The sequence below is a fragment of the Streptomyces sp. NPDC007157 genome, from assembly GCF_040634235.1.
Classification (GTDB): Bacteria; Actinomycetota; Actinomycetes; order Streptomycetales; family Streptomycetaceae; genus Streptomyces.
The window spans coordinates 304,000-322,054 of sequence record NZ_JBEYFE010000010.1; the positions used below are offsets into that span (position 1 = coordinate 304,000).

The following is an 18,055-nucleotide window of genomic DNA, read 5'->3' on the forward strand; positions in this document are numbered from 1 at the left end:
CCGTGCACCTTCCGCGCTAGCTGATCCTGTAGTCGTCGTGTGGGGTGGCGCGCACCCATACGGCTTCGAACGCCTCGGCACACAGCTTCGCCGCAGCCGGGTCTTCGCTGATCTCCCCGCCTCCCGATGCCCCGTCCCCGGTGAAGTGATTCCACCGGATCAGCCGGCCGTCGATCAGCCAGAAGTCGTTGCCGGGCAGGGCGATGTCCGAGGCTCGGCGGCGTGGCAGCCACCGCACCTGTTCGCCCGCGTCGATGTTGACCTGCGTGGCCCCGTGTTCGTACCGGATGTAGTCGGTGACCGGCTCGGACACGATGCGGGCTCGGCGCACGGCGACGCCGCGGGCGACGGTCCGCCGGATCAGCCTGGTCCAGGGACCCCAGTACGGGGAATCCGGGTTGGTGTCCCGTTCTCCTGTGGCCTTCCAGTGGGTGAAGTCGTCGGCCTCGCCGGCCACCCCGTAGGCGTCCCGCATCTCCAGGTGGACGGCGGAGCGCTCGGCGCCGTCCAAGAGCTCATCGAAGCTCGGCACGCTCTGCGGCATCGCACGCCTTCCTCAGGACCGGCACCATGCGGGCCGGGATCCGGACAACTGCCTCATGGTCGGGGATGCCTGCCGCGTGCCCCGGCACGGCGAACGCCGCGCATTCCGCTTCGAGCGCCCGGTCCGGCTTCCATCCCTGGATGACCAGTTCGTTCTTGGTGTCGTCGATCCACACGGTGGGGCTCTCGCCTGTGCCCGTGTTGGGGTCGATGCCGATGAACCGTAGTGTCATCACGCCTCCGCTGCTGATGGCGTTCACAGATGTGCACCACCGTCCAGCGACTGAGGTAACTGGTCAAGAGTGCCTTGTCCGCCATCACCAGCAGAACCAGAGTGCTGTGAACATCGGTGAACATTAGTGGAATTGGCGCGGGTCACGCTCTTAGCGTCGATGGCCGTAAGAAGACCCCGGCGAGGCGGTGACCTCCCGGGGTGTGGCCGACCGCGAAGGAGTCGACGTGCCGCACGCCACAGGTTCAGGACCAGACACTGCAGAGGCGGACAGCCCCCCTCCGAGCGTCATGGCGATGCGCAACAGCACGCTGCTCGTGCTCGCCGTCGATGCCCCTGAAAAGCACTTTGAGGGTGCCGAATTGGATGGGCTCGCGGCGACCTTCCGCGAGTACATCAAGGCGCTCATCCCCGCAGTCCGGGCCAGGGCCTGCCTTCTCCCGGAGGCCGCTGCCAACCGCGCCGCTGCGATGGCGGGCATCGGCGAGGCAGAGAACCGCCTGCGCCTGGGAAACGGCGACACCGACGCGATCCGCGGTTCCGTCGCCGCCCGGCTGGCCCGCTCGGTGAAAACCCTCTGCGGGCACTACGAGCGGATGGCCCCGCGGTGACGGCTCCACCCACCGAGGAGCGGAAGGACCTGGCGACACGGAAGGCGGAAGCCCTCCACTCCGGAGCACGCGCCGCCGGCTACTGCGCCCTGGTCCACCCCGGCGGCGGAGCGTCCTGCACCAGGCCGCCCCACAGTGGCCGAAGGCATGTGGACTACTACAACGGCCGGAAGAAGGTCGGCGACGCCAGCGGCACCAAGTGGACCGAGTAGACGGCCGGTCCCGGCGCAGCCGACGTGCCGGGGCCAGTAGGCGGCTGCTCCGACGCCCCGTATCGGGCGGCCGCGCGGTCCGCTGACGGGTCCTCCCCCTGTGCCCGGCGGCGGACCACTACAGCAAGCACCAGGTCGAAAAGAGTAACTCCGATGGTCCGTCATCGCCTTCGCCGAGTACCTCGGCGATTGAGGCCTCGTACCCTCAGAACCGGAGAGGGGCGGGGAGAGCGATGGCAGACAGGTACTTCTTGCTGGTGTGCGACGACTCGCCCCATGACGTGGTGCTCACCGACCCAGGTGTCCGTGTGCTGGACGTCGCTCAGGTCGTGCGTCGGCTGACCGGGCTGAGTCTCTGGCGCAGCAAGGTTCTGGCAACGCAGGTTCCAGCCGTGGTTCTCGGCAGCGTGCCCCAGGAAGAGGCCGCGGCCGCCGTCGTAGCCCTCTGCGATGCGGGAGCCCGGGCAGAGACGAGAGAACAGCCGGAGCCGGACTTCCCGAAGAACTGAGTTCGGCCCGAGAAACCCGCTGACGGCCCGGAGATGACCCGGAGACGGCTCCGGCAAAGCGACAAGTCCCCTGCCTGCGGATGGACCGCAGGCAGGGGACTTGATCAGGCAGGGCTACTTCTTCTTGCCCTGGGTCTGAGGAGCTCGTTTTTCACCCCTGGTCAGCAGTCCGCTCACCTCAACTGACCTGCGGCTGGGCCGTCGTTGTTGGTCGTTGTTGGTCGACCGCTGTCGACCTCGGAGGGCCCAGAGAGGGCCCGGCGGTGTCGCCCTGGGCTCTCAGCCACGAAGAAGAGCAGCCATCTGATCCGTAGGCGCGTGCAGCACCATCACGAACCGCTCGCCTGCTGGAATCTGTCGGCTCGTCCACCGATCACGGGCGTGCCACGGTGCACGGTTGTACGCCTCTGTTGATGTCAGCTACTGATGTCACGCAACATGCCCAGGTCGGGGGCAGCTGCTGGAGTTGCGGTACTTCACTGCTGTACGCCTGTCCCGGGAGACGGCTCCGCGTGCGAGCAGGCTTACTCTCCTCGGTTGGACAAAGCGTTGAAACGGGCCTCGTGCGTTGGTCGCCGCTGCGACGAGGGGTTGCGCCGGGGCCCGTTTCTGATGTTCGTCGATCAGGTCGGCGGTGTGGGGTGGGTCAGGGGCAGCCGGGTCCGGTGGAGGGGTTGAAACAGGCGTTGGCGCCGGGGCCGCCGTCGTTGGTGTTGGTACCAGGGCCGCCGAAGAGGGCGTCGTTGCCGGAGCCGCCGAAGAGGGCGTCGTTGCCGTTGCCGCCGTTCAGGGCGTCGTTGCCGTTGCCGCCCTCGATGCGGTCGTTGCCGTCACCGCCGGACAACGAGTCGTTGCCGTCGCCGCCGCAGATGAGGTCGTTGCCACCGCGGCCGTCGACCGCATCGCTGCCGCCGAGAGCGAAGATCACATCGTCGCCGGGAGTGCCGACCAGGAAGTCGGGGCCGTTGGTGCCGGTGATGGTCGGCGTGGCGGTCGCGCAGGTGGGGGGGACCGGCTCGTAGGTGATCGTCACCTTGGCCGGCCCCGCGGCAGGTCCGGAGGTACCACCCGTGGGGACGAGGTTCGACGCACCACCGCCACCACCGGGACCGCCACTGGGAGAGGCGCCACTCGTGATGATGTTGCAGCCTCCGCCGCCGCCTCCACCGAACCAGCCGCCCCCGCCTCCGCCGGCCCCGAAGCCGCCTCCTCCGTTGCCGCCCGCACCGCCTGTGCCCGGAGTGCCGGATGTACCGATGGAGGGGCATGCGGCTCCGCCCGCGCCGCCGGCTGTCTGGGTTCCGCCGCCGCCGCCCTGGCCGCTGTTCGTTCTCGCGCCGCCGGCTCCGCCGGTGTTTCCGGCGTTTCCGCCGGTGGCCTCCGGGACCTGGCCTCCGGAGACGCCGGTTCCGCCGCCGCCTCCTCCGCCCGCGACGATGAGGCGGGGGTCGGTGCCGGGGACGCCGGTCAGGGTGCAGCCGGGGACGGCCGAGCTGCAGGTGCGGACATCGCTGGAACCGCCGCCGGCACCGCCCGGGAAACCCACCACTCCGCCGCCGGCGCCCCCGCCCGTGCCGACGTTGACATAGAGGGTGGTGGTGCTCGGCGGCACGGTGACGTTGCCGGTGACGGTGGCGCCGCTCCCTCCTGCGCCGCCGTTGGTCCCGTTCTGGCCCGCGGCGCCGGTGGCGGTGACGGTCAGTTGGGTGACGCCGGCCGGGACGGTGAAGGGCTGGTTGGCGCCCGCGTTGAAGGTGACGGTCACGGGCACCGCCGCAGCGGCGGGCGTGGCCGTGGGCACCACCAGGGCCGCCGGCAGCGCCACCGTGGCGAGCAGGACGGCAGCACGCCGGGCCGGGTGCCGCAGCCACTCACCAGCGGTTTTGGCACCACACCGGGGGAACACGGCATGTCGCAGGGTCGGTCTCACGATGGGGGACTCCTCGACAAAGAGCGCGGCACTCAGGGCGTGCCGCGGACGTCGGTTGATGCTCAGGCCCCTGCCGGGACCGCCCGACGATCAAGCCACACGCACCCTGTGCGGCCCTACAGACACACCGTCATACCGCACGCGATCAACCGACCGGCCGCTGCCCGGCCACGAACTCGGTCCTGTAATCCGTAGGCGTGTTCACCTTGGATGGACGACCCGCCAACCAGCCTCTAAGCGCCGCCAATCCGCGATGTTCGACTCACGTCGGTGTGACGTTCTGCGGCGGCGTGCGTGGCTGTTGATGTCAGCGGTTGATGTCAGGCTGGTGCACCGTTTCCGCTGGTCGCGCGGTACGTCGCGCGTTGGCGTACCCCTATCGCCCAGGTGGATTCCACGGACTGCTCCCAACACTGTCCGCACGGCCGTACGGAGGCGTTCGCTGAGGTTCGCGGAGCAGGTCAGATGGGGTGTGCGTACGTCGGTGAACGGTGGCGGCCGGTGCGCGCGTTGTGTGGGCCGACTGGATGAAGGGATCTTCTCCAACGTCCGTGCCATCCTGTCGGCGGCCGTAGAGGACGGCTACCTTCGCCGGAACCCCTGCAACTCCCGCACGGTGACGCTCCCCGAGATGGGCACGCGACGGATCGTGCCCTGGCAGCCGGAACGCGTCTTCGCCGTACGGGCCGCCATGGTGGACCGCTTCCGCACGATGGTCGACGTGGGCGCCGGCTGCGGGCTACGGCAAGGGGAGATCCTCGGACTGTGCGTCGATGAACTGGACTTCGAGAACAACACCCTGCACGTCGTGCAGCAACTCAAGCTGAGCCTGAGCAAGGCCGTGTTCGCGCCCCCGAAGGGCGGAAAGCTCCGTGACGTGCCTCTGCCCGATCCCGTGGTGGGAAGCCCTCGCTCGCCAAGGCTGGCGTCATCCCCAAGGCCAAGAGCCGTGAGCATGCCGCCGCGCGAGAGCACGGCATGCACGCCCTGAGGCACTTCTACGCGTCGGTTCTGCTGGACGCCGGAGAGAGCATCAAGGCCGTCAGCGAGTACCTGGGGCACTCCGACCCGGGGCTGACGCTCAAGGTCTACGCGCACCTCATGCCCAGCAGCCGGGACCGCGCCCGGAGCGCCATCGGGTGCGCACTCCGGCCACAGGAACAGGGGCACTGAGGGCCCACAGTGGGCCCAGGCCGTGAGAATGCCCCCGCGCCGCGCCGTTTGCGCAGGTCGGGGGCATGATCACGGAACCTACTTCTTCTTGCCCTGGTTCTTCACTGCCTCGATCGCCGCCGCCGCTGCCTCGGGGTCGAGGTAGCGGCCGCCCGGGGTGAGGGGCTTGAAGTCGGTGTCGAGGTCGTAGAAGAGGGGGATGCCCGTCGGGATGTTCAGGGACGCGATGTCGGCGTCCGAGATGCCGTCGAGGTGCTTGACCAGTGCGCGCAGGCTGTTGCCGTGGGCGGCGACCAGGACCGTGCGGCCGGTCAGGAGGTCGGGGACGATGCCGTCGAACCAGTACGGGAGCATGCGGACGACGACGTCCTTCAGGCACTCCGTCTGCGGGCGCAGCTCCGGCGGCAGCGTGGCGTAGCGCGGGTCGTCGAACTGGGAGTACTCGGCGTCGCGGTCCAGCGGCGGGGGCGGGGTGTCGTACGAGCGGCGCCAGAGCATGAACTGCTCCTCGCCGAACTCCGCGAGGGTCTGCGCCTTGTCCTTGCCCTGGAGGGCGCCGTAGTGGCGCTCGTTCAGGCGCCAGCTGCGGTGGACCGGGATCCAGTGGCGGTCGGCCGCTTCGAGGGCGAGCTGTGCCGTGCGGATCGCCCGCTTCTGGAGCGAGGTGTGGACCACGTCCGGGAGAAGGTCGGCGTCCTTCAGGAGTTCACCGCCGCGGACTGCCTCCTTCTCGCCCTTCTCGTTGAGGTTGACGTCCACCCAGCCGGTGAACAGGTTCTTCGCGTTCCACTCGCTCTCGCCGTGGCGGAGGAGGATCAGCTTGTACGGTGCGTCGGCCATGGGTCAGAGCGTAATCGACGTGTTCGGGGCGGAGTGCCGCCGCCCGGAGGCCGTCCCAGACGTCGGACAGTTGACTGCTTTTGTTAATTGAGTGGCTCAGTTGAGCGGGTCAAAAGTAAGGTCCGATCATCTCAAGCAGCACTTACGCCTTGCCCTGGGGGAGCCATGCCGTCCGTCGCCCTGCGACGCGCTGTCCGGGAGACCGTCTCCGGTCTGCCCCGTGAGTTCTGGTGGCTGTGGACCAGCACCCTCGTCAACCGGCTGGGCGCCTTCGTCGCCACGTTCATGGCGCTGTATCTGACGCTGGACCGGGGATACAGCGCCTCCTACGCCGGGCTTGTCGCCTCCCTGCACGGACTGGGCGGGGTCGTCTCCGCCCTCGGCGGCGGGGTGATGGCCGACCGGCTGGGGCGGCGGCCGACCATGCTTCTCGCCCAGGGCTCAACCGCGGGGGCCGTCGCGCTGCTCGGGTTCGTGCACGACCCCCTCGCCATCGCCGGCGTCGCCTTCCTCGTCGGCATGGCCTCCAACGCATCCCGGCCGGCCGTGCAGGCGATGATGGCCGACATCGTGCGGCCGCAGGACCGGGTGCGGGCGTTCTCGCTGAACTACTGGGCCATCAACCTCGGGTTCGCCGTGTCGTCCATGGGGGCCGGGTTCATCGCCGAGTTCAGCTATCGCGCCGGGTTCCTGATCGAGGCCGGGATGACCGCGGTCTGTGCCGTCCTCGTCTTCGCCAAGGTGCCCGAGTCGCGGCCCGAGCGAGCGGTGAAGGGGAGTGCCAAGGACAGTCCGGTCAGCCTCGGGACCGTGGTGCGTGACGGGCGGTACATGGCCGTCGTCGGGCTGTCCTTCCTGGTCGCCCTGATCTTCCAGCAGGGGTCCGTCGGACTGCCGGTGGCGATGGGCGAGGCCGGGTTCTCGCCCGCCGACTACGGCATGGCCATCGCGGTGAACGGCGTGCTGATCGTCGTACTCCAGATTCCCGTCACGCGGGTCATCGAGCACCGTGATCCGCGGTCGCTGCTCGTCGTCTCGTCCCTCCTCGCGGGGTACGGGTTCGGGCTCACCGCCTTCGCCGGGTCCGTCGGTGTCTTCGCGCTCACCGTGTGCGTGTGGACACTCGCCGAGATCGTCAACGCGCCGACCCAGACGGGGCTGGTGGTGCGGCTCTCGCCGGTGCACGGACGGGGTCGCTATCAGGGCATGTACACGATGTCCTGGTCCGCCGCCGCGCTCATCGCGCCGCTGATGTCCGGTGTCGTCATCGACCGGTTCGGGGCGCGGTGGCTGTGGGGGGTGTGCGCGGTCGTGGGGACGGCGGCGGCGTTCGGGTACGGCGTTCTCATGCGGCGGCTGCCGGACGGGCGAACCCCGGCTGCGAAGGACGCGATCACAGGGGCGGACGCCGAGGCGATCACAGGAACGGACGCCGACGCGGATGCCGACGGGGCCACCGACACGGTCGAGGCCAAGACAGAGGTCGACGCGGAAGTCGATGCGGAGGTCGACGCAGAGGTCGGGGACAGGGCTCGCGCCTGACCGGCGCGCGCCCTGTCCTCGGCCCGGCCCGTGGGGGCCGCCCGGGCCGGCTCAGTCCGTGCAGCCGGTCACCACGACGGGGCTTCCCGCGCAGTTGGTCGGGATGTTGTGGGTGATGGACGAGCCGATGACCGTGAACTGGTTGGTCGTGAAGACGCCGCCGGGCGCCACCGTGGAGGCGTTGTTGCGGACGTGGCTGTGGTCGAGGGTGACCTTGCCGGCGTTGTTGTAGATGCCGCCGGCCTGGGCGGCGCCGTTGCCGTTCGCGCTGTTGCGGAGGATCTCGCTGCCCTTCACGACGAGCACGGCGGCGCTCGTGGTGTTGAAGATGCCGCCGCCGAGGCCCCCCGTCGCTCCGACGACGTTGCCGCTGACCTCCGTCTTCTCCAACCTCAGACGCGACAGGTTCTGGATCCCGCCGCCCTGGTTGCCGGAGGTCGTGTTGTTCGCGATCTTGCTGTCGCTGAACTCCAGCGACGCGGTGCCGCTGTTGGTGACGCCGCCACCGCTGACGGCCGACGTGTTCCGCCTGACGAGACTCGCGTGCACGAAGGCGTTGCCGGCGTCCTGGTAGAGAGCACCGCCGACGGCCCGGGCGTGATTGCGGCTGAACTCGGAGTCGTCCACGCTCAGCGTTCCGCCGCTGTACAGCCCGGCGCCGTTGGCGGCGTTGTTGAACGCGAGCCAGCCACGTCGTACGACCGCCGTGGCGCCCGCCGACACCGCCACACCGCCACCGCTGTTCAGGGAAGTGTTGTCGATCACGTCGACGCCGGTCAGCGTGAGCCTGCCGCCGGAGTCGACCAGAATGCCCCCGCCGTTGGCGCTGGTGTTCCCGCCGCGGACGGCGAGGTCCTCCAGGCGGAGGTTGCCGCCGGAGACGACATGGAAGATCCGGAACGGGGCGGTGCCGATCCCGTCGCGGACGATCGTCGCGCCGTTGCCCCGGATCGTGAGGCTCTGGTCAATGGTCGGCAGACCCTCACCAGTGCTGAAGGCAGAGGTCAGATGGTAGGTGCAGGCACGGGAGAGGGAGAGCGTCTCGCCCGGTGACGCCGCGACGATGGCAGTGGTCAGCGCCGTCGTGCTGCAGGGAACCTGGGTCCCGTCATCCTGGCCCCCGGCGGTCGCCGGTCCGGCCGTCACACCCGTCACGCTCATGACGACCGTCGCCGCCACCGCTGCCATGCCGCTGAATCTGATGAGTCGCATAACTTGTCAGATGCGTCGTTCGCCAGGAGATGGGGCGAGTGTGATGATCAGATCACCCGGTCACGCCACGCGATTCCTCCGACCGGCCCAGTCCGCCGGATCATGAATACGCCCGGCCCTCACGGATGCATCCGTGCCCCCTTCAGTACCTTGTCCACCCCGTTCCGCGGTCCGTACACCGCGAGCCCGACCAGGTCCAGCTCCGCCGTCGGTACCGCCCGGACCGCCGCGCGGTTGTCTCGGTCGTTGCCGGTGGCGAACAGGTCCGCGGTGAACACGGCCCGGGGCAGGGCCCGGCTCAGCGCCCGCTCGTGCGCCGCCGTCACCGTCTCCTTCGTGCCCTCGAAGACCAGCACCGGCTGCCGGAACATCGGCAGGTACGCCACCCCGTCGGCGTCCTCGTACGGCTCCCCGACCACCTCGGGGACCGTCGCACCCAGGCCGCTGACCAGGAACGCGGTGACATTGAGGCGCTGCCACGGCTCCAGGTCCTCCCGCAGCAGCACAGCGATCTTGGTGTCGAAGCGAACGTCGGGACGGACATCGGGACGGGCATCGGGACGGACGTCGGCGCGGACATCGGAAGGGGCGGGCGCGATGGGTTCAGTGCTCATGCAATGAGACTGCCGATCGTCGTACGGCGTCGTCTTGTACGTTCTTTGCATGGCCGCCCGGCAGCACCTCACGGAGGAAGTCACCGCCTGGCGCCCCCGTGTCCCGGGCGTCACCGAGGTCTTCCACGCGCACTTCACCGAGTACGCGTATCCGATGCATGTCCATGACGCCTGGACGCTGCTCATCGTGGACGACGGCGCCGTACGGTACGACCTCGAACGGCATGAGCACGGCACCCCGGACGACACGGTCTCGCTGCTCCCCCCGCACGTGCCGCACAACGGCTCCCCGGCCACCGCGGCCGGCTTCCGCAAGCGCGTGGTCTACCTGGACGGCACCCTCCTCGGGGACGAGCTCATCGGCGCCGCCGTCGACGGACCCGACCTGCGCGACCCGCTGCTGCGGCGGCGCGTCGGCCGGCTGCACGCCTCCCTCGGCCGCCCCGGTGACGAGCTGGAGGCCGAGAGCCGGCTCACCCTCATCGGCGAGCGGCTGCGCGACCTGCTCCGCCCCCGGCTCACGGGACCGCCGAAGCCCTCCGACCCGGCCCTCGCCGGCGCCCTCCGGGAACTCCTCGACGAGCGGGTCGCCGAGGGGCTCGCCCTGGCGGAGGCCGCGCAGCTGCTGCACGCCCATCCGGCCCACCTGGTCCGGGCGTTCAGCGGCGCGTACGGCATCGCCCCGCACCAGTACCTGATGTCCCGCCGGGTCGGTCGCGCCCGCCGGCTGCTGCTCGACGGTGTCCCGCCCGGCGAGACGGCCACCGCCACCGGCTTCTACGACCAGGCCCATCTCACCCGGCACTTCAGGAAGCTGGTGGGGGTGACCCCCGGGCGCTACCGGGACAGCGCGCGCTGAGCCTCGTACAGGTTCCGCGGCCGCACCGCGTCCCACGTCCCGTACAGCTCAAGGCGGGAGCGCAGGTCCCCGGTGAAGTCCGGTACGTCGATCTGGTCGAACTCGGTCACCTCGTTGAGGCCGACCGTGGCGGACCAGGGGGCGAGGCCGTCGAGGCGCATCAGGCCCGCGCGGCCGTTGGTCACGCGCACGTTCCAGTGCGTGAACCGTGCCCCGAACAGCGGCCCCGCGTTGGCGTCGCCGCCGTGCCGGCCGTTGTTGTCCACCGTGATGTCGGTGCGCACGTTGGCGAAGGGCAGGCCGCGGTGGGAGTCGAAGGTGCCCATCTGCATGTCGCCGCGCGACCACACGTTGTGCGACGACAGGCCCTCGACGTTGATGCCGTGGAGCTGGGTGTCGGAGGGGGCCGGGACCGTGCGCTGTTCGACCGTGAAGTCCTCGACGAGGTTGTCGTGCGAGCCCTCGCGGCAGAAGTAGGGGTGGTGTTCGCCCCGGCCGCCGACCCGGGTGCGGCGCAGGGTGCAGGCGGAGGCGGCGACCAGGCCGAAGCCGTTGTCGACGTTGCGGACCGTGACGTCGTCCACCCAGCAGTCGTACGCGCACTGCAGGACGACCCCGTTGTAGCCCTTGTCGAGGAGGTGCGTGGACTGCGGGGTCTCGATGACGTCGAGGGTGAGTCCCTCGACCCCGGAGCCGGTCAGCTCGCGTACGTGGGTGGTGAGCTGGGGGTTCCATTCGGGGCGGAGGTCAAGCGGAAGCGGACGCTCCAGTGTCACCCGGTGTCCGCGCACGGCCGCGACCCGGACGGGCCATTCGTAGGGGACGTACGACAGCAGCTTGGTCTTGTCCTCCCAGTAGTACGCGGCCGGGCCGGGGCCGTCGCCCGACATGTGCTGGAGGAGGGTGTGGGCGGTGTCGTCCGAGACGCGGAGAAGGACCAGCCGGCCGGGGCGCAGGCGGGAGGGGTCGGCGACGGTGACCGTCCAATCGCCCCGGCGGGCGGGGGCAACCGGTGTCAACTGCTCCCACTCGTCCCGCTTGTTGCCGGTCCAGCCCTCGAAGGGCCAGTCCTGCGCCTTGATCGCGTCGGTCAGGGAGTCCCAACGGGCTTTGGGCGCCAGCCAGATCAGGCCGCCCGCCCAGGACCACGCCGACTTCGTGCCGCCGTAGCGGGAGCCGTACGGGCCGATCAGCTCGGTGAGGTTCTTCGTCGCGTACAGCGTCGTACGGCCGCTGCCGGCGCCGCGCAGCACCACGTTGTCGTAGGCGAGGTGGACCAGGCCGTCGATGCGGAAGGTGCCGGGCGGGATGGTGACCGTGCCACCGCCGGCCCTGGCGGCAGCGGCGATGGCACGGTTGATCGCGGGCGCGCAGTCGGTGACACCGTCGGCCACCGCCCCGTACGCGCGGACGTCGGCCACCACGGGAAGCCGGCGGATCCGCGCCGCTCCGGCCCGGCCGACGTACGGGATCTGCGGGTGGGTGAACGGGGTGCGGGTGAACTCCCGCCAGAGGGAGGGGACTTCACCGCCCGCTGCCCCTGCTGCGGAGGCGGTCGGGTCCGCCGCCCGGGCGGTGGCGGCCGCCGCCGGGACGGTGCTGCCCGCCACGGCGGTCGCGGCGACCGCCGTGGCGCCGGCGAGGAGGCTCCGTCTCGTCATGCCGTGGTGCGCGCTGTTCATTCCGGCGGTGCTCATTCCGTACGTCCTTCCCATGGCGACTTTCCTGCCGACTTTCCGGCCGGCTTCCCTGGCGTCTTTTGTGCCGGCTTCCCTGGCGACGATTCATGGTTGTGAACGACGTTCATATCTGCGTCGGCCGCGAGCATGGCACGGCGCCCCGTCACCTCGAAAGAGTCGTGCAGGGGTCAATCAGGTCTGGACCTGAAGTCAGTTGGTGGGTCGTTCGATCAGGTGCATGAACGCGTCCAGATTCCGCGTCGACTCGCCCCGGGACACCCGCCACGCGTACTCCTTGCGGATCGCGGCGGCGAAGCCCAGCTCCAGGAGGGTGTTGAAGGCGCCGTCCGCCGCCTCCAGGACCTGACCGAGCAGGCGGTCGATCTCGTCGGGGGTGACGGAGGCGAGCGGGAGCCTGGCGGTGACGTAGACGTCGCCGAGCCGGTCGACGGCGTAACTCACGCTGTACAGCTTGAGGTTGCGCTCCAGGAGCCAGCGGTGGACGGCGGGCTCGTTCTCGTCGGGGTGCCGGATGACGAAGGCGTTCAGGGAGAGGGAGTGGCGGCCGGCCAGGAGGGAGACGGTGGTCTTCAGCTTGCGGGTGCCGGGCAGCTGTACGACGTAGTTGCCGGGACCGGGGCTCTCCCACTCCAGTTCGGCGTCCTTCAGCACACCCTCGATGACCTGCGCGACCTTGTCCACATCACCCATGGGCCGAGCGTACGCGACGGCGGTGGGACTGGGTCGCGGCCATGTAGACGTCGGCGGTGGCGGTGGCCGCGGTGTCCCAGCCGAACGACTGGGCGTGCCGGGCGGCGGCGTTGCCGAAACGGTCCGCCAGGGAGGGATCGTCGGCGAAACGACACAGCACGCGCGCGTAGTCGGCGGGATCGTGACCGCGCACCAGGAAGCCGGTCTCGCCGTCCCGCACGGCCACCGGCAGCCCGCCGACCGAGGCGGCGAGGACGGGGGTCCCGGCCGCCTGCGCCTCTATCGCCACCAGGCCGAAGGACTCGCTGTAGGACGGCATGACCAGCACGGAGGCCGCCCGGAACCAGTCCGCCAGCTGGTCCTGGCCGACCGGCGGCCGGAAGCGGACGACGTCCGCGATGCCCAGCCGCGCGGCCAGCTTCTGCAGGCCCTCCGGCTTGGCGAGGCCGCTGCCGCTGGGGCCGCCGACGATCGGTACGACGATCCGGGAGCGCAGCTCGGGCCGCTCGTCGAGGAGCACGGCCACGGCCCTGAGCAGTACGTCGGGGGCCTTCAGGGGCTGGATGCGGCCCGCGAAGAGCGGGATCAGCGCGTCCTGCGGGAGGTCCAGGCGGGCGCGGGCGGCCGCGCGGCCGTCGTCGGGGCGGAAACGTTCGAGGTTCACGCCGGGGTGGACGACGGCGACCTTGGCGGGGTCGGCGCAGTAGTGCCGTACGAGTTCGTCGGCCTCTTCGGAGGTGTTGGCGATCAGGCGGTCGGCCGCCGACACGATCTGGGTCTCGCCGATCACGCGCGCGGCCGGCTCGGGGGCGTCGCCGTCGGCCAGGCTGGCGTTCTTGACCTTGGCCATGGTGTGCATCGCGTGCACCAGGGGGACGCCCCAGCGCTGGGCGGCGAGCCAGCCGACGTGGCCGGAGAGCCAGTAGTGCGAGTGGACGAGGTCGTAGTAGCCGGGGCGGTGGCCGGCCCAGGCCTGCATCACGCCGTGCGTGAAGGCGCACAGCTGGGCCGGGAGGTCCTCCTTGGCGAGGCCCTCGTAGGGGCCGGCGTCCACGTGCCGGACGAGGACGCCGGGGGAGAGTTCCACGGTCGGCGGGAGGCCGCCGGAGGTGGCGCGGGTGAAGATCTCGACGTCGATGTTGATCGCGGCGAGGCGCTGCGCGAGCTCGACGATGTAGACGTTCATGCCGCCGGCGTCGCCGGTGCCGGGCTGGTGGAGCGGTGAGGTGTGCACGGAGAGCATGGCGACGCGGCGGGGCCTGCGGCTGCGGAGAAGCCGAGCAGCAGCCGACGGGGAGCGGCGCCCGAGCCTGCTGACGTACTGGCTCACGTGGCGGTCCTCCTTGTTGCGGGCATGCCGGTGGGAGGGCGTGGCGTTCCCTCTGGGAGTGCAACGCGGAGGCGTGGATTCCCATTCCGGGGCATGGAGTTTTTGCCGGAGCATTACCCGGTGTCGCTCAACCGTTCGAGGGCGGGGTGCGTGGGGTGGCGAGCCTGCGAGGGCGGGGTGCGGGTGGGTGGCGGCTCGTCGCGCGGTTCCCCGCACCCCTGTCGGGGCGCGTCGCTGTTTACCCTCTTAGACATGACAGCCCGCGCCGCCTCCCGCCCCGTGGGAACGGTGACGCGCGGGACCACGAACCCCAATCGGCTGCGTCGTATGGACCGGTGGATCGCCGTCACGCACGGGGCCGCGCTGCGTCGCGCCGTCGATCCCGTGGCCGTGGACCTCGGGTACGGCGCCGCTCCCTGGACCGCCGTCGAGTTGCTCGGGCGGCTGCGTACCGTCGCGCCGCGCGCGCGGGTCGTCGGGATCGAGATCGAGCCCGACCGGGTCGCCGCCGCGAAGCCGTACGAGCGGGACGGACTGGTCTTCCGGCACGGCGGGTTCGAGATCCCGGTCCCCGGACGGCCGTCACTCGTGCGCGCGGCCAACGTGCTGCGGCAGTACGACGAGCGCGAGGTCGCCGCCGTCTGGGCGCGACTGTGCGCACGGCTCGCGCCGGACGGGCTGCTGGTCGAGGGGACCTGTGACGAGATCGGGCGGCGGCACGTGTGGGTCGCGCTCGGGCCGGAGGGGCCCCGGACGGTTACCTTCGCGACCCGGCTCGGCTCCCTGGAACGGCCGTCGGACCTCGCCGAGCGGCTGCCGAAGGCGCTGATCCACCGCAATGTGCCGGGCGAGCCGGTGCACGCGTTCCTGCGGGACTTCGACCGCGCCTGGGCGGCGGCCGCGCCCTACGCGTCGTACGGCGCCCGGCAGCGGTGGATCCGGGCGGTGCGGGATCTGGCCGGCGACTGGCCGGTGACGGACTCGGCGGTGCGCTGGCGGCAGGGGGAAGTGACCGTGGCGTGGGGGGCATTGGCACCCTCCGCCTGACGCCGGCGGGCCGGGAACGATCTCGGTGAGGTGTTCGTCACAAAGGGCGGGGAGATCGTCATGCTCGGGGGGAAACCGGGGAGGAACCCACCTGTCACTACCTCTGTCGGTTTGCGGCGTGACATGGCACGATCCTCCACGTGTCGGAAGTTACTGACGGTTAATCAGTTTTGGGGGGTTGGGCCATGGGACCGGACAAGCACGACGTCCGGGCGGGTGGGCGTCGCGGGATCCTGACGGCGGCCGTGACCGTGGTCTGCGCGGCGACCGTACTGGCGGCGCCGGGCACGGCGTTCGCGGCACCGAGCCCCACACCGTCCCCCAGCAGCTCCCCCAGCGCCTCCGTGACTCTCCCGCCCGACAAGGACCTTGAGGCCGTACAGGAGAAACTGGACGATCTCTACCATGACGCGGCCGTCGCCACCGACGCGTACAACGCCGCCGAAGAGGCCGCCGAGAAGCAGTCCGCCGAGATCGTCGACCTGGCCAAGAAGATCGTCAAGGGGCAGCAGAAGCTCGACGGGTTGAAGGCGCGGGCGGGCCGGGCGGCGGCCGCCCAGTACCGCACCGGCGGGCTGCCCGACAGCGCCAAGCTGCTGCTGAGCGACAACCCCTCGCAGTTCCTGGACGGAGCCGGGAGGGTGCTCCAGGGCGAGCGCGCCACCAAGGGCCTGATCAGCGAACTGACCCAGACCCAGCAGGACTTGAAGCAGTACGCGGCGGACGCGGCCGACCAGTGGAACAGGCTGGAGGCGGGACGCAGGGCGAAGGCCGCCGCGAAGAAGAAGATCACGCAGCGGATCGCCGCCGCCGAGAAGCTCCAGTCGACGCTGGAGAAGAAGCAGAAGCAGCGGCTCGCCGAGCTGGAGCGGGAGGCCGCCTACAAGGCGCAGACCGCCTGGCTGGACACCGGGATACTCGACGAGATCCACAGCAAGGCGTCCGCGGCGGGCGGGAAGGCGGTCGCGTTCGCCACCGCCCAGATCGGCAAACCGTACGTGTGGGGCGCGGAGGGCCCGGACTCGTACGACTGCTCCGGGCTGACCTCGCAGGCCTGGGCGAGCGCCGGGCGGCCGATCCCGCGCACCTCGCAGGAGCAGTGGAAGCAGCTCAAGCACGTCGACGTCAAGGACATGCGCCCCGGCGACCTGATCATCTACTTCGACGACGCCAGCCATGTCGCGATGTACGTCGGTGACGGCGCGATCATCCAAGCCCCGCGCCCGGGACGGACGGTGTCGATCGGCGGCGCCGGGACGATGCCGATCCTCGGGGTGGTACGGCCGGACGCCTGAGTCCCGCCAGGCACTTTGGGTGTGATGTACCTTTCGTGAGCTGCGCCATGTGACCCAGTGCACGCCAACACCCTTGGAAACCCCGGCACCGCGTGACCTTCGTCATCCCCGCCGGACGGCCTTCTTGTCCAACTGCGTTACGGCACGCGGCATATGCCAAGGGTCTGAGACGGAGCGACGCGGCTCACACCATTCCGTTGCGGCGGCCAGTACCGCTATGGTCCCCGTCGGGTGGGTCGAGGTCCCTCGCCCCGCCATGCCCTCGGGGGGAGGGAAGGAACCCAACACGATGCCCGTACCCGTACCGCGGCAGAGAGCGATCCCGGCCGTGGAGAGTGGTCAGGCGCCGGTCGCCATGCCCGCACAGGGCGGCGGCCACCTCAAGGAAGAGGCCAACCGCACGGAAGCCGTCGCCACGAACAGCGGCGGCACCACTCTCACCCTGCTGCTGATCGAGGACGATCCGGCCGGTTCGCCGATCCTGCCCGAGTTGCGGGACGCGTCCGGCAACTCGATCCGTGTCCGCACCGCCCGCAACCTCACCGAGGCCGAGCGGCTGCTGACCGACGACGTCCACTGCATCCTGCTCGACCTGGCGCTGTCGGCGCCGGGCCGCGCCGACGACGACGCCGACGAGCTCGCCGTGCTCAAGCACGTGCTCAAGCTCGCGCCCCGGCACGCCGTGCTCGCGCTCACCGCCTCCGGTGACGCCGAGCGCGGCGACGAGGCCGTGCGCGTCGGCGCGCAGGACTACCTCTTCCGGGACGAGCTGGACGGCCGGCTGCTCAGCCGCGCCATCCGGTACGCCGTCGAGCGCAAGCGGTCCCTCGCGGTCGAGCGCAAGCTCGCGGAGGGGCGGATGCGGGCGCAGGAGAACCGCCGCCTGGAGCGGGGCCTGCTGCCCACGCCGCTCCTGGACGGCTCCTCGCTGCGCTTCGCCGCCCGCTACCGCCCCGGCCGCTCGCGCGCGCTGCTCGGCGGTGACTTCTACGACACCGTGCGCACGCCCGACGGGACCGTGCACGCGATGATCGGTGACGTCTGCGGGCACGGCCCGGACGAGGCCGCGCTCGGTGTGGAGCTGCGGATCGCCTGGCGTGCGCTGACCCTGGCGGGGCTGTGCGGCGACGAGCTGCTGGGCACGCTGCAGGAGGTGCTGGAGCACGAGCGCTCCGACGAGGAGATCTTCGCGACGCTCTGCACCGTCGACATAGCGCCGGACGGGCGCCGGGCCGGGCTGTGCCTGGCCGGTCACCCGGCCCCGCTGGTCGCCCGGCCCGGGTGCCCGGCGGAGCTGCTGCCGTACGACAACAACGGGCCCGCGCTGGGGCTGCTGCGGGGGGCTCGCTGGCCGCGGATGCAGGTGGAGCTGGGCGCCGAGTGGAGCCTGATGCTCTACACCGACGGGCTGATCGAGGGCCGCATCGGCTCGGGCGGGGAGCGGCTCGGTCAGGACGGGATGGTCGAGATGGTGCGCCGACAGCTGGGCGAGGGGCTCAGCGGCGAGGCGTTGCTGCGCGCGGCGGTGAACGAGGTGCGGGAGATGAACGGCGGCGAGCTGACGGACGACGTCGCCCTGGTCCTGCTGGACCGGCAGGCCTGATCGGCCGCTCGCCGTGGGGGGCGGTCGCAGGCCGTCGGACGGCCGGCTGTGGCTGGTCGCGCCCCCGCGGCGGAGCCGTGTGTCGCAACAGCCCCGCGCCCCGAAGGGGCGCG

The 18,055-nt window shown here is 70.8% G+C and carries 17 protein-coding genes and 1 pseudogene; 9 read left to right on the forward strand and 9 right to left on the reverse strand.

The genetic code is table 11. The annotated features are described in order from the left end of the window. Positions 1–16: 16 nt before the first annotated feature. Both ABZ642_RS21040 and ABZ642_RS21045 read right to left on the reverse strand, forming a co-directional pair. Positions 17–544, reverse strand: a complete 528-nt coding sequence (locus ABZ642_RS21040) for a DUF6879 family protein (protein WP_360485909.1) — start codon at positions 542–544, stop codon at positions 17–19. Then, on the reverse strand, positions 516–776 hold the full coding sequence (locus ABZ642_RS21045; protein ID WP_360486001.1) for a hypothetical protein: 261 nt from the start codon (positions 774–776) through the stop codon (positions 516–518). The genes ABZ642_RS21040 and ABZ642_RS21045 overlap by 29 nt, the downstream gene beginning before the upstream one ends. A 295-nt stretch (positions 777–1,071) precedes the next feature. Here ABZ642_RS21045 and ABZ642_RS21050 point away from each other — a divergent pair, with 295 nt between their 5' ends. From ABZ642_RS21050 to ABZ642_RS21060, 3 genes are all read left to right on the forward strand, one after another. Beyond that, positions 1,072–1,386 (forward strand): DUF6415 family natural product biosynthesis protein, encoded by a 315-nt coding sequence (locus tag ABZ642_RS21050; protein WP_360485912.1) that lies wholly within the window; start codon positions 1,072–1,074, stop codon positions 1,384–1,386. Beyond that, the gene (locus tag ABZ642_RS21055) at positions 1,383–1,598 is read left to right on the forward strand and encodes a hypothetical protein (protein WP_360485915.1); all 216 of its coding nucleotides are present in this window, start codon (positions 1,383–1,385) and stop codon (positions 1,596–1,598) included. Before ABZ642_RS21050 ends, ABZ642_RS21055 begins: the two co-directional genes overlap by 4 nt. A 233-nt stretch (positions 1,599–1,831) precedes the next feature. Then, the gene (locus ABZ642_RS21060; protein ID WP_360485918.1) at positions 1,832–2,107 is read left to right on the forward strand and encodes a ribosomal protein L7/L12; all 276 of its coding nucleotides are present in this window, start codon (positions 1,832–1,834) and stop codon (positions 2,105–2,107) included. 646 nt (positions 2,108–2,753) lie between these two features. Here the strand turns inward: ABZ642_RS21060 and ABZ642_RS21065 are convergent. Further along, positions 2,754–4,037: a calcium-binding protein gene (locus ABZ642_RS21065; RefSeq protein WP_360485921.1), complete on the reverse strand. Its 1,284-nt coding sequence runs from the start codon at positions 4,035–4,037 to the stop codon at positions 2,754–2,756. 535 nt (positions 4,038–4,572) lie between these two features. Here ABZ642_RS21065 and ABZ642_RS21070 point away from each other — a divergent pair. Next, positions 4,573–5,210: pseudogene (locus tag ABZ642_RS21070) on the forward strand (site-specific integrase); the annotation flags it as partial. A gap of 78 nt (positions 5,211–5,288) precedes the next feature. On the opposite strand, the gene ABZ642_RS21075 reads toward ABZ642_RS21070, so the two are convergent. Beyond that, positions 5,289–6,050, reverse strand: coding sequence for a phosphoglyceromutase (locus ABZ642_RS21075; protein WP_360485924.1), 762 nt, complete (start codon positions 6,048–6,050; stop codon positions 5,289–5,291). Between the two features lie 165 nt (positions 6,051–6,215). Between ABZ642_RS21075 and ABZ642_RS21080 the strand changes: the two genes are divergently transcribed. Further along, the gene (locus ABZ642_RS21080) at positions 6,216–7,592 is read left to right on the forward strand and encodes an MFS transporter (RefSeq protein WP_360485927.1); all 1,377 of its coding nucleotides are present in this window, start codon (positions 6,216–6,218) and stop codon (positions 7,590–7,592) included. Positions 7,593–7,643: 51 nt separating this feature from the next. Here ABZ642_RS21080 and ABZ642_RS21085 read toward each other — a convergent pair whose 3' ends face one another. Then, complete coding sequence (locus ABZ642_RS21085) at positions 7,644–8,780, reverse strand: hypothetical protein (protein WP_360485930.1); 1,137 nt, start codon at positions 8,778–8,780, stop codon at positions 7,644–7,646. 143 nt (positions 8,781–8,923) lie between these two features. Then, positions 8,924–9,469 (reverse strand): DUF2000 domain-containing protein, encoded by a 546-nt coding sequence (locus ABZ642_RS21090; protein ID WP_360485933.1) that lies wholly within the window; start codon positions 9,467–9,469, stop codon positions 8,924–8,926. On the opposite strand from ABZ642_RS21090, the gene ABZ642_RS21095 reads away from it, so the two are divergent. Further along, a complete protein-coding gene (locus ABZ642_RS21095; protein ID WP_360485936.1) occupies positions 9,468–10,277 on the forward strand; it encodes an AraC family transcriptional regulator in 810 nt (269 codons plus the stop codon). The genes ABZ642_RS21090 and ABZ642_RS21095 overlap by 2 nt on opposite strands. On the opposite strand, the gene ABZ642_RS21100 is transcribed toward ABZ642_RS21095, so the two are convergent. From ABZ642_RS21100 to mshA, 3 genes are all read right to left on the reverse strand, one after another. After that, positions 10,256–11,959: a glycosyl hydrolase family 28-related protein gene (locus tag ABZ642_RS21100; protein ID WP_360486004.1), complete on the reverse strand. Its 1,704-nt coding sequence runs from the start codon at positions 11,957–11,959 to the stop codon at positions 10,256–10,258. The genes ABZ642_RS21095 and ABZ642_RS21100 overlap by 22 nt on opposite strands. Before the next feature lie 207 nt (positions 11,960–12,166). Then, on the reverse strand, positions 12,167–12,667 hold the full coding sequence (locus ABZ642_RS21105) for a YbjN domain-containing protein (protein ID WP_360485939.1): 501 nt from the start codon (positions 12,665–12,667) through the stop codon (positions 12,167–12,169). Next, complete coding sequence (mshA, locus tag ABZ642_RS21110; protein WP_360485942.1) at positions 12,660–13,997, reverse strand: D-inositol-3-phosphate glycosyltransferase; 1,338 nt, start codon at positions 13,995–13,997, stop codon at positions 12,660–12,662. Before mshA ends, ABZ642_RS21105 begins: the two co-directional genes overlap by 8 nt. A 252-nt stretch (positions 13,998–14,249) precedes the next feature. Here mshA and ABZ642_RS21115 point away from each other — a divergent pair, with 252 nt between their 5' ends. The 3 genes from ABZ642_RS21115 (at position 14,250) to ABZ642_RS21125 (ending at position 17,942) form a co-directional block, all read left to right on the forward strand. Further along, positions 14,250–15,044 (forward strand): class I SAM-dependent methyltransferase, encoded by a 795-nt coding sequence (locus ABZ642_RS21115; protein WP_360485944.1) that lies wholly within the window; start codon positions 14,250–14,252, stop codon positions 15,042–15,044. Between the two features lie 185 nt (positions 15,045–15,229). Then, entirely contained in the window at positions 15,230–16,339 is a 1,110-nt protein-coding gene (locus ABZ642_RS21120) for a C40 family peptidase (RefSeq protein ID WP_360485946.1), read from the forward strand. A gap of 289 nt (positions 16,340–16,628) precedes the next feature. Further along, positions 16,629–17,942: a SpoIIE family protein phosphatase gene (locus ABZ642_RS21125; RefSeq protein ID WP_360485949.1), complete on the forward strand. Its 1,314-nt coding sequence runs from the start codon at positions 16,629–16,631 to the stop codon at positions 17,940–17,942. Positions 17,943–18,055: the final 113 nt, after the last annotated feature.

Coding starts and splice junctions, on each gene's coding strand:
- ABZ642_RS21050 (WP_360485912.1), top strand. CDS start 1,072: ATGCGCAACAGCACGCTGCTCGTGCTCGCCGTCGATGCCCCTGAAAAG.
- ABZ642_RS21075 (WP_360485924.1), bottom strand. CDS start 6,050: ATGGCCGACGCACCGTACAAGCTGATCCTCCTCCGCCACGGCGAGAGC.
- ABZ642_RS21095 (WP_360485936.1), top strand. CDS start 9,468: ATGGCCGCCCGGCAGCACCTCACGGAGGAAGTCACCGCCTGGCGCCCC.
- ABZ642_RS21125 (WP_360485949.1), top strand. CDS start 16,629: ATGCCCGTACCCGTACCGCGGCAGAGAGCGATCCCGGCCGTGGAGAGT.
- ABZ642_RS21090 (WP_360485933.1), bottom strand. CDS start 9,469: ATGCAAAGAACGTACAAGACGACGCCGTACGACGATCGGCAGTCTCAT.
- ABZ642_RS21105 (WP_360485939.1), bottom strand. CDS start 12,667: ATGGGTGATGTGGACAAGGTCGCGCAGGTCATCGAGGGTGTGCTGAAG.
- ABZ642_RS21080 (WP_360485927.1), top strand. CDS start 6,216: ATGCCGTCCGTCGCCCTGCGACGCGCTGTCCGGGAGACCGTCTCCGGT.
- ABZ642_RS21085 (WP_360485930.1), bottom strand. CDS start 8,780: ATGGCAGCGGTGGCGGCGACGGTCGTCATGAGCGTGACGGGTGTGACG.
- ABZ642_RS21045 (WP_360486001.1), bottom strand. CDS start 776: ATGACACTACGGTTCATCGGCATCGACCCCAACACGGGCACAGGCGAG.
- ABZ642_RS21120 (WP_360485946.1), top strand. CDS start 15,230: ATGGGACCGGACAAGCACGACGTCCGGGCGGGTGGGCGTCGCGGGATC.
- ABZ642_RS21040 (WP_360485909.1), bottom strand. CDS start 544: ATGCCGCAGAGCGTGCCGAGCTTCGATGAGCTCTTGGACGGCGCCGAG.
- ABZ642_RS21115 (WP_360485944.1), top strand. CDS start 14,250: ATGACAGCCCGCGCCGCCTCCCGCCCCGTGGGAACGGTGACGCGCGGG.
- ABZ642_RS21100 (WP_360486004.1), bottom strand. CDS start 11,959: ATGAACAGCGCGCACCACGGCATGACGAGACGGAGCCTCCTCGCCGGC.
- ABZ642_RS21060 (WP_360485918.1), top strand. CDS start 1,832: ATGGCAGACAGGTACTTCTTGCTGGTGTGCGACGACTCGCCCCATGAC.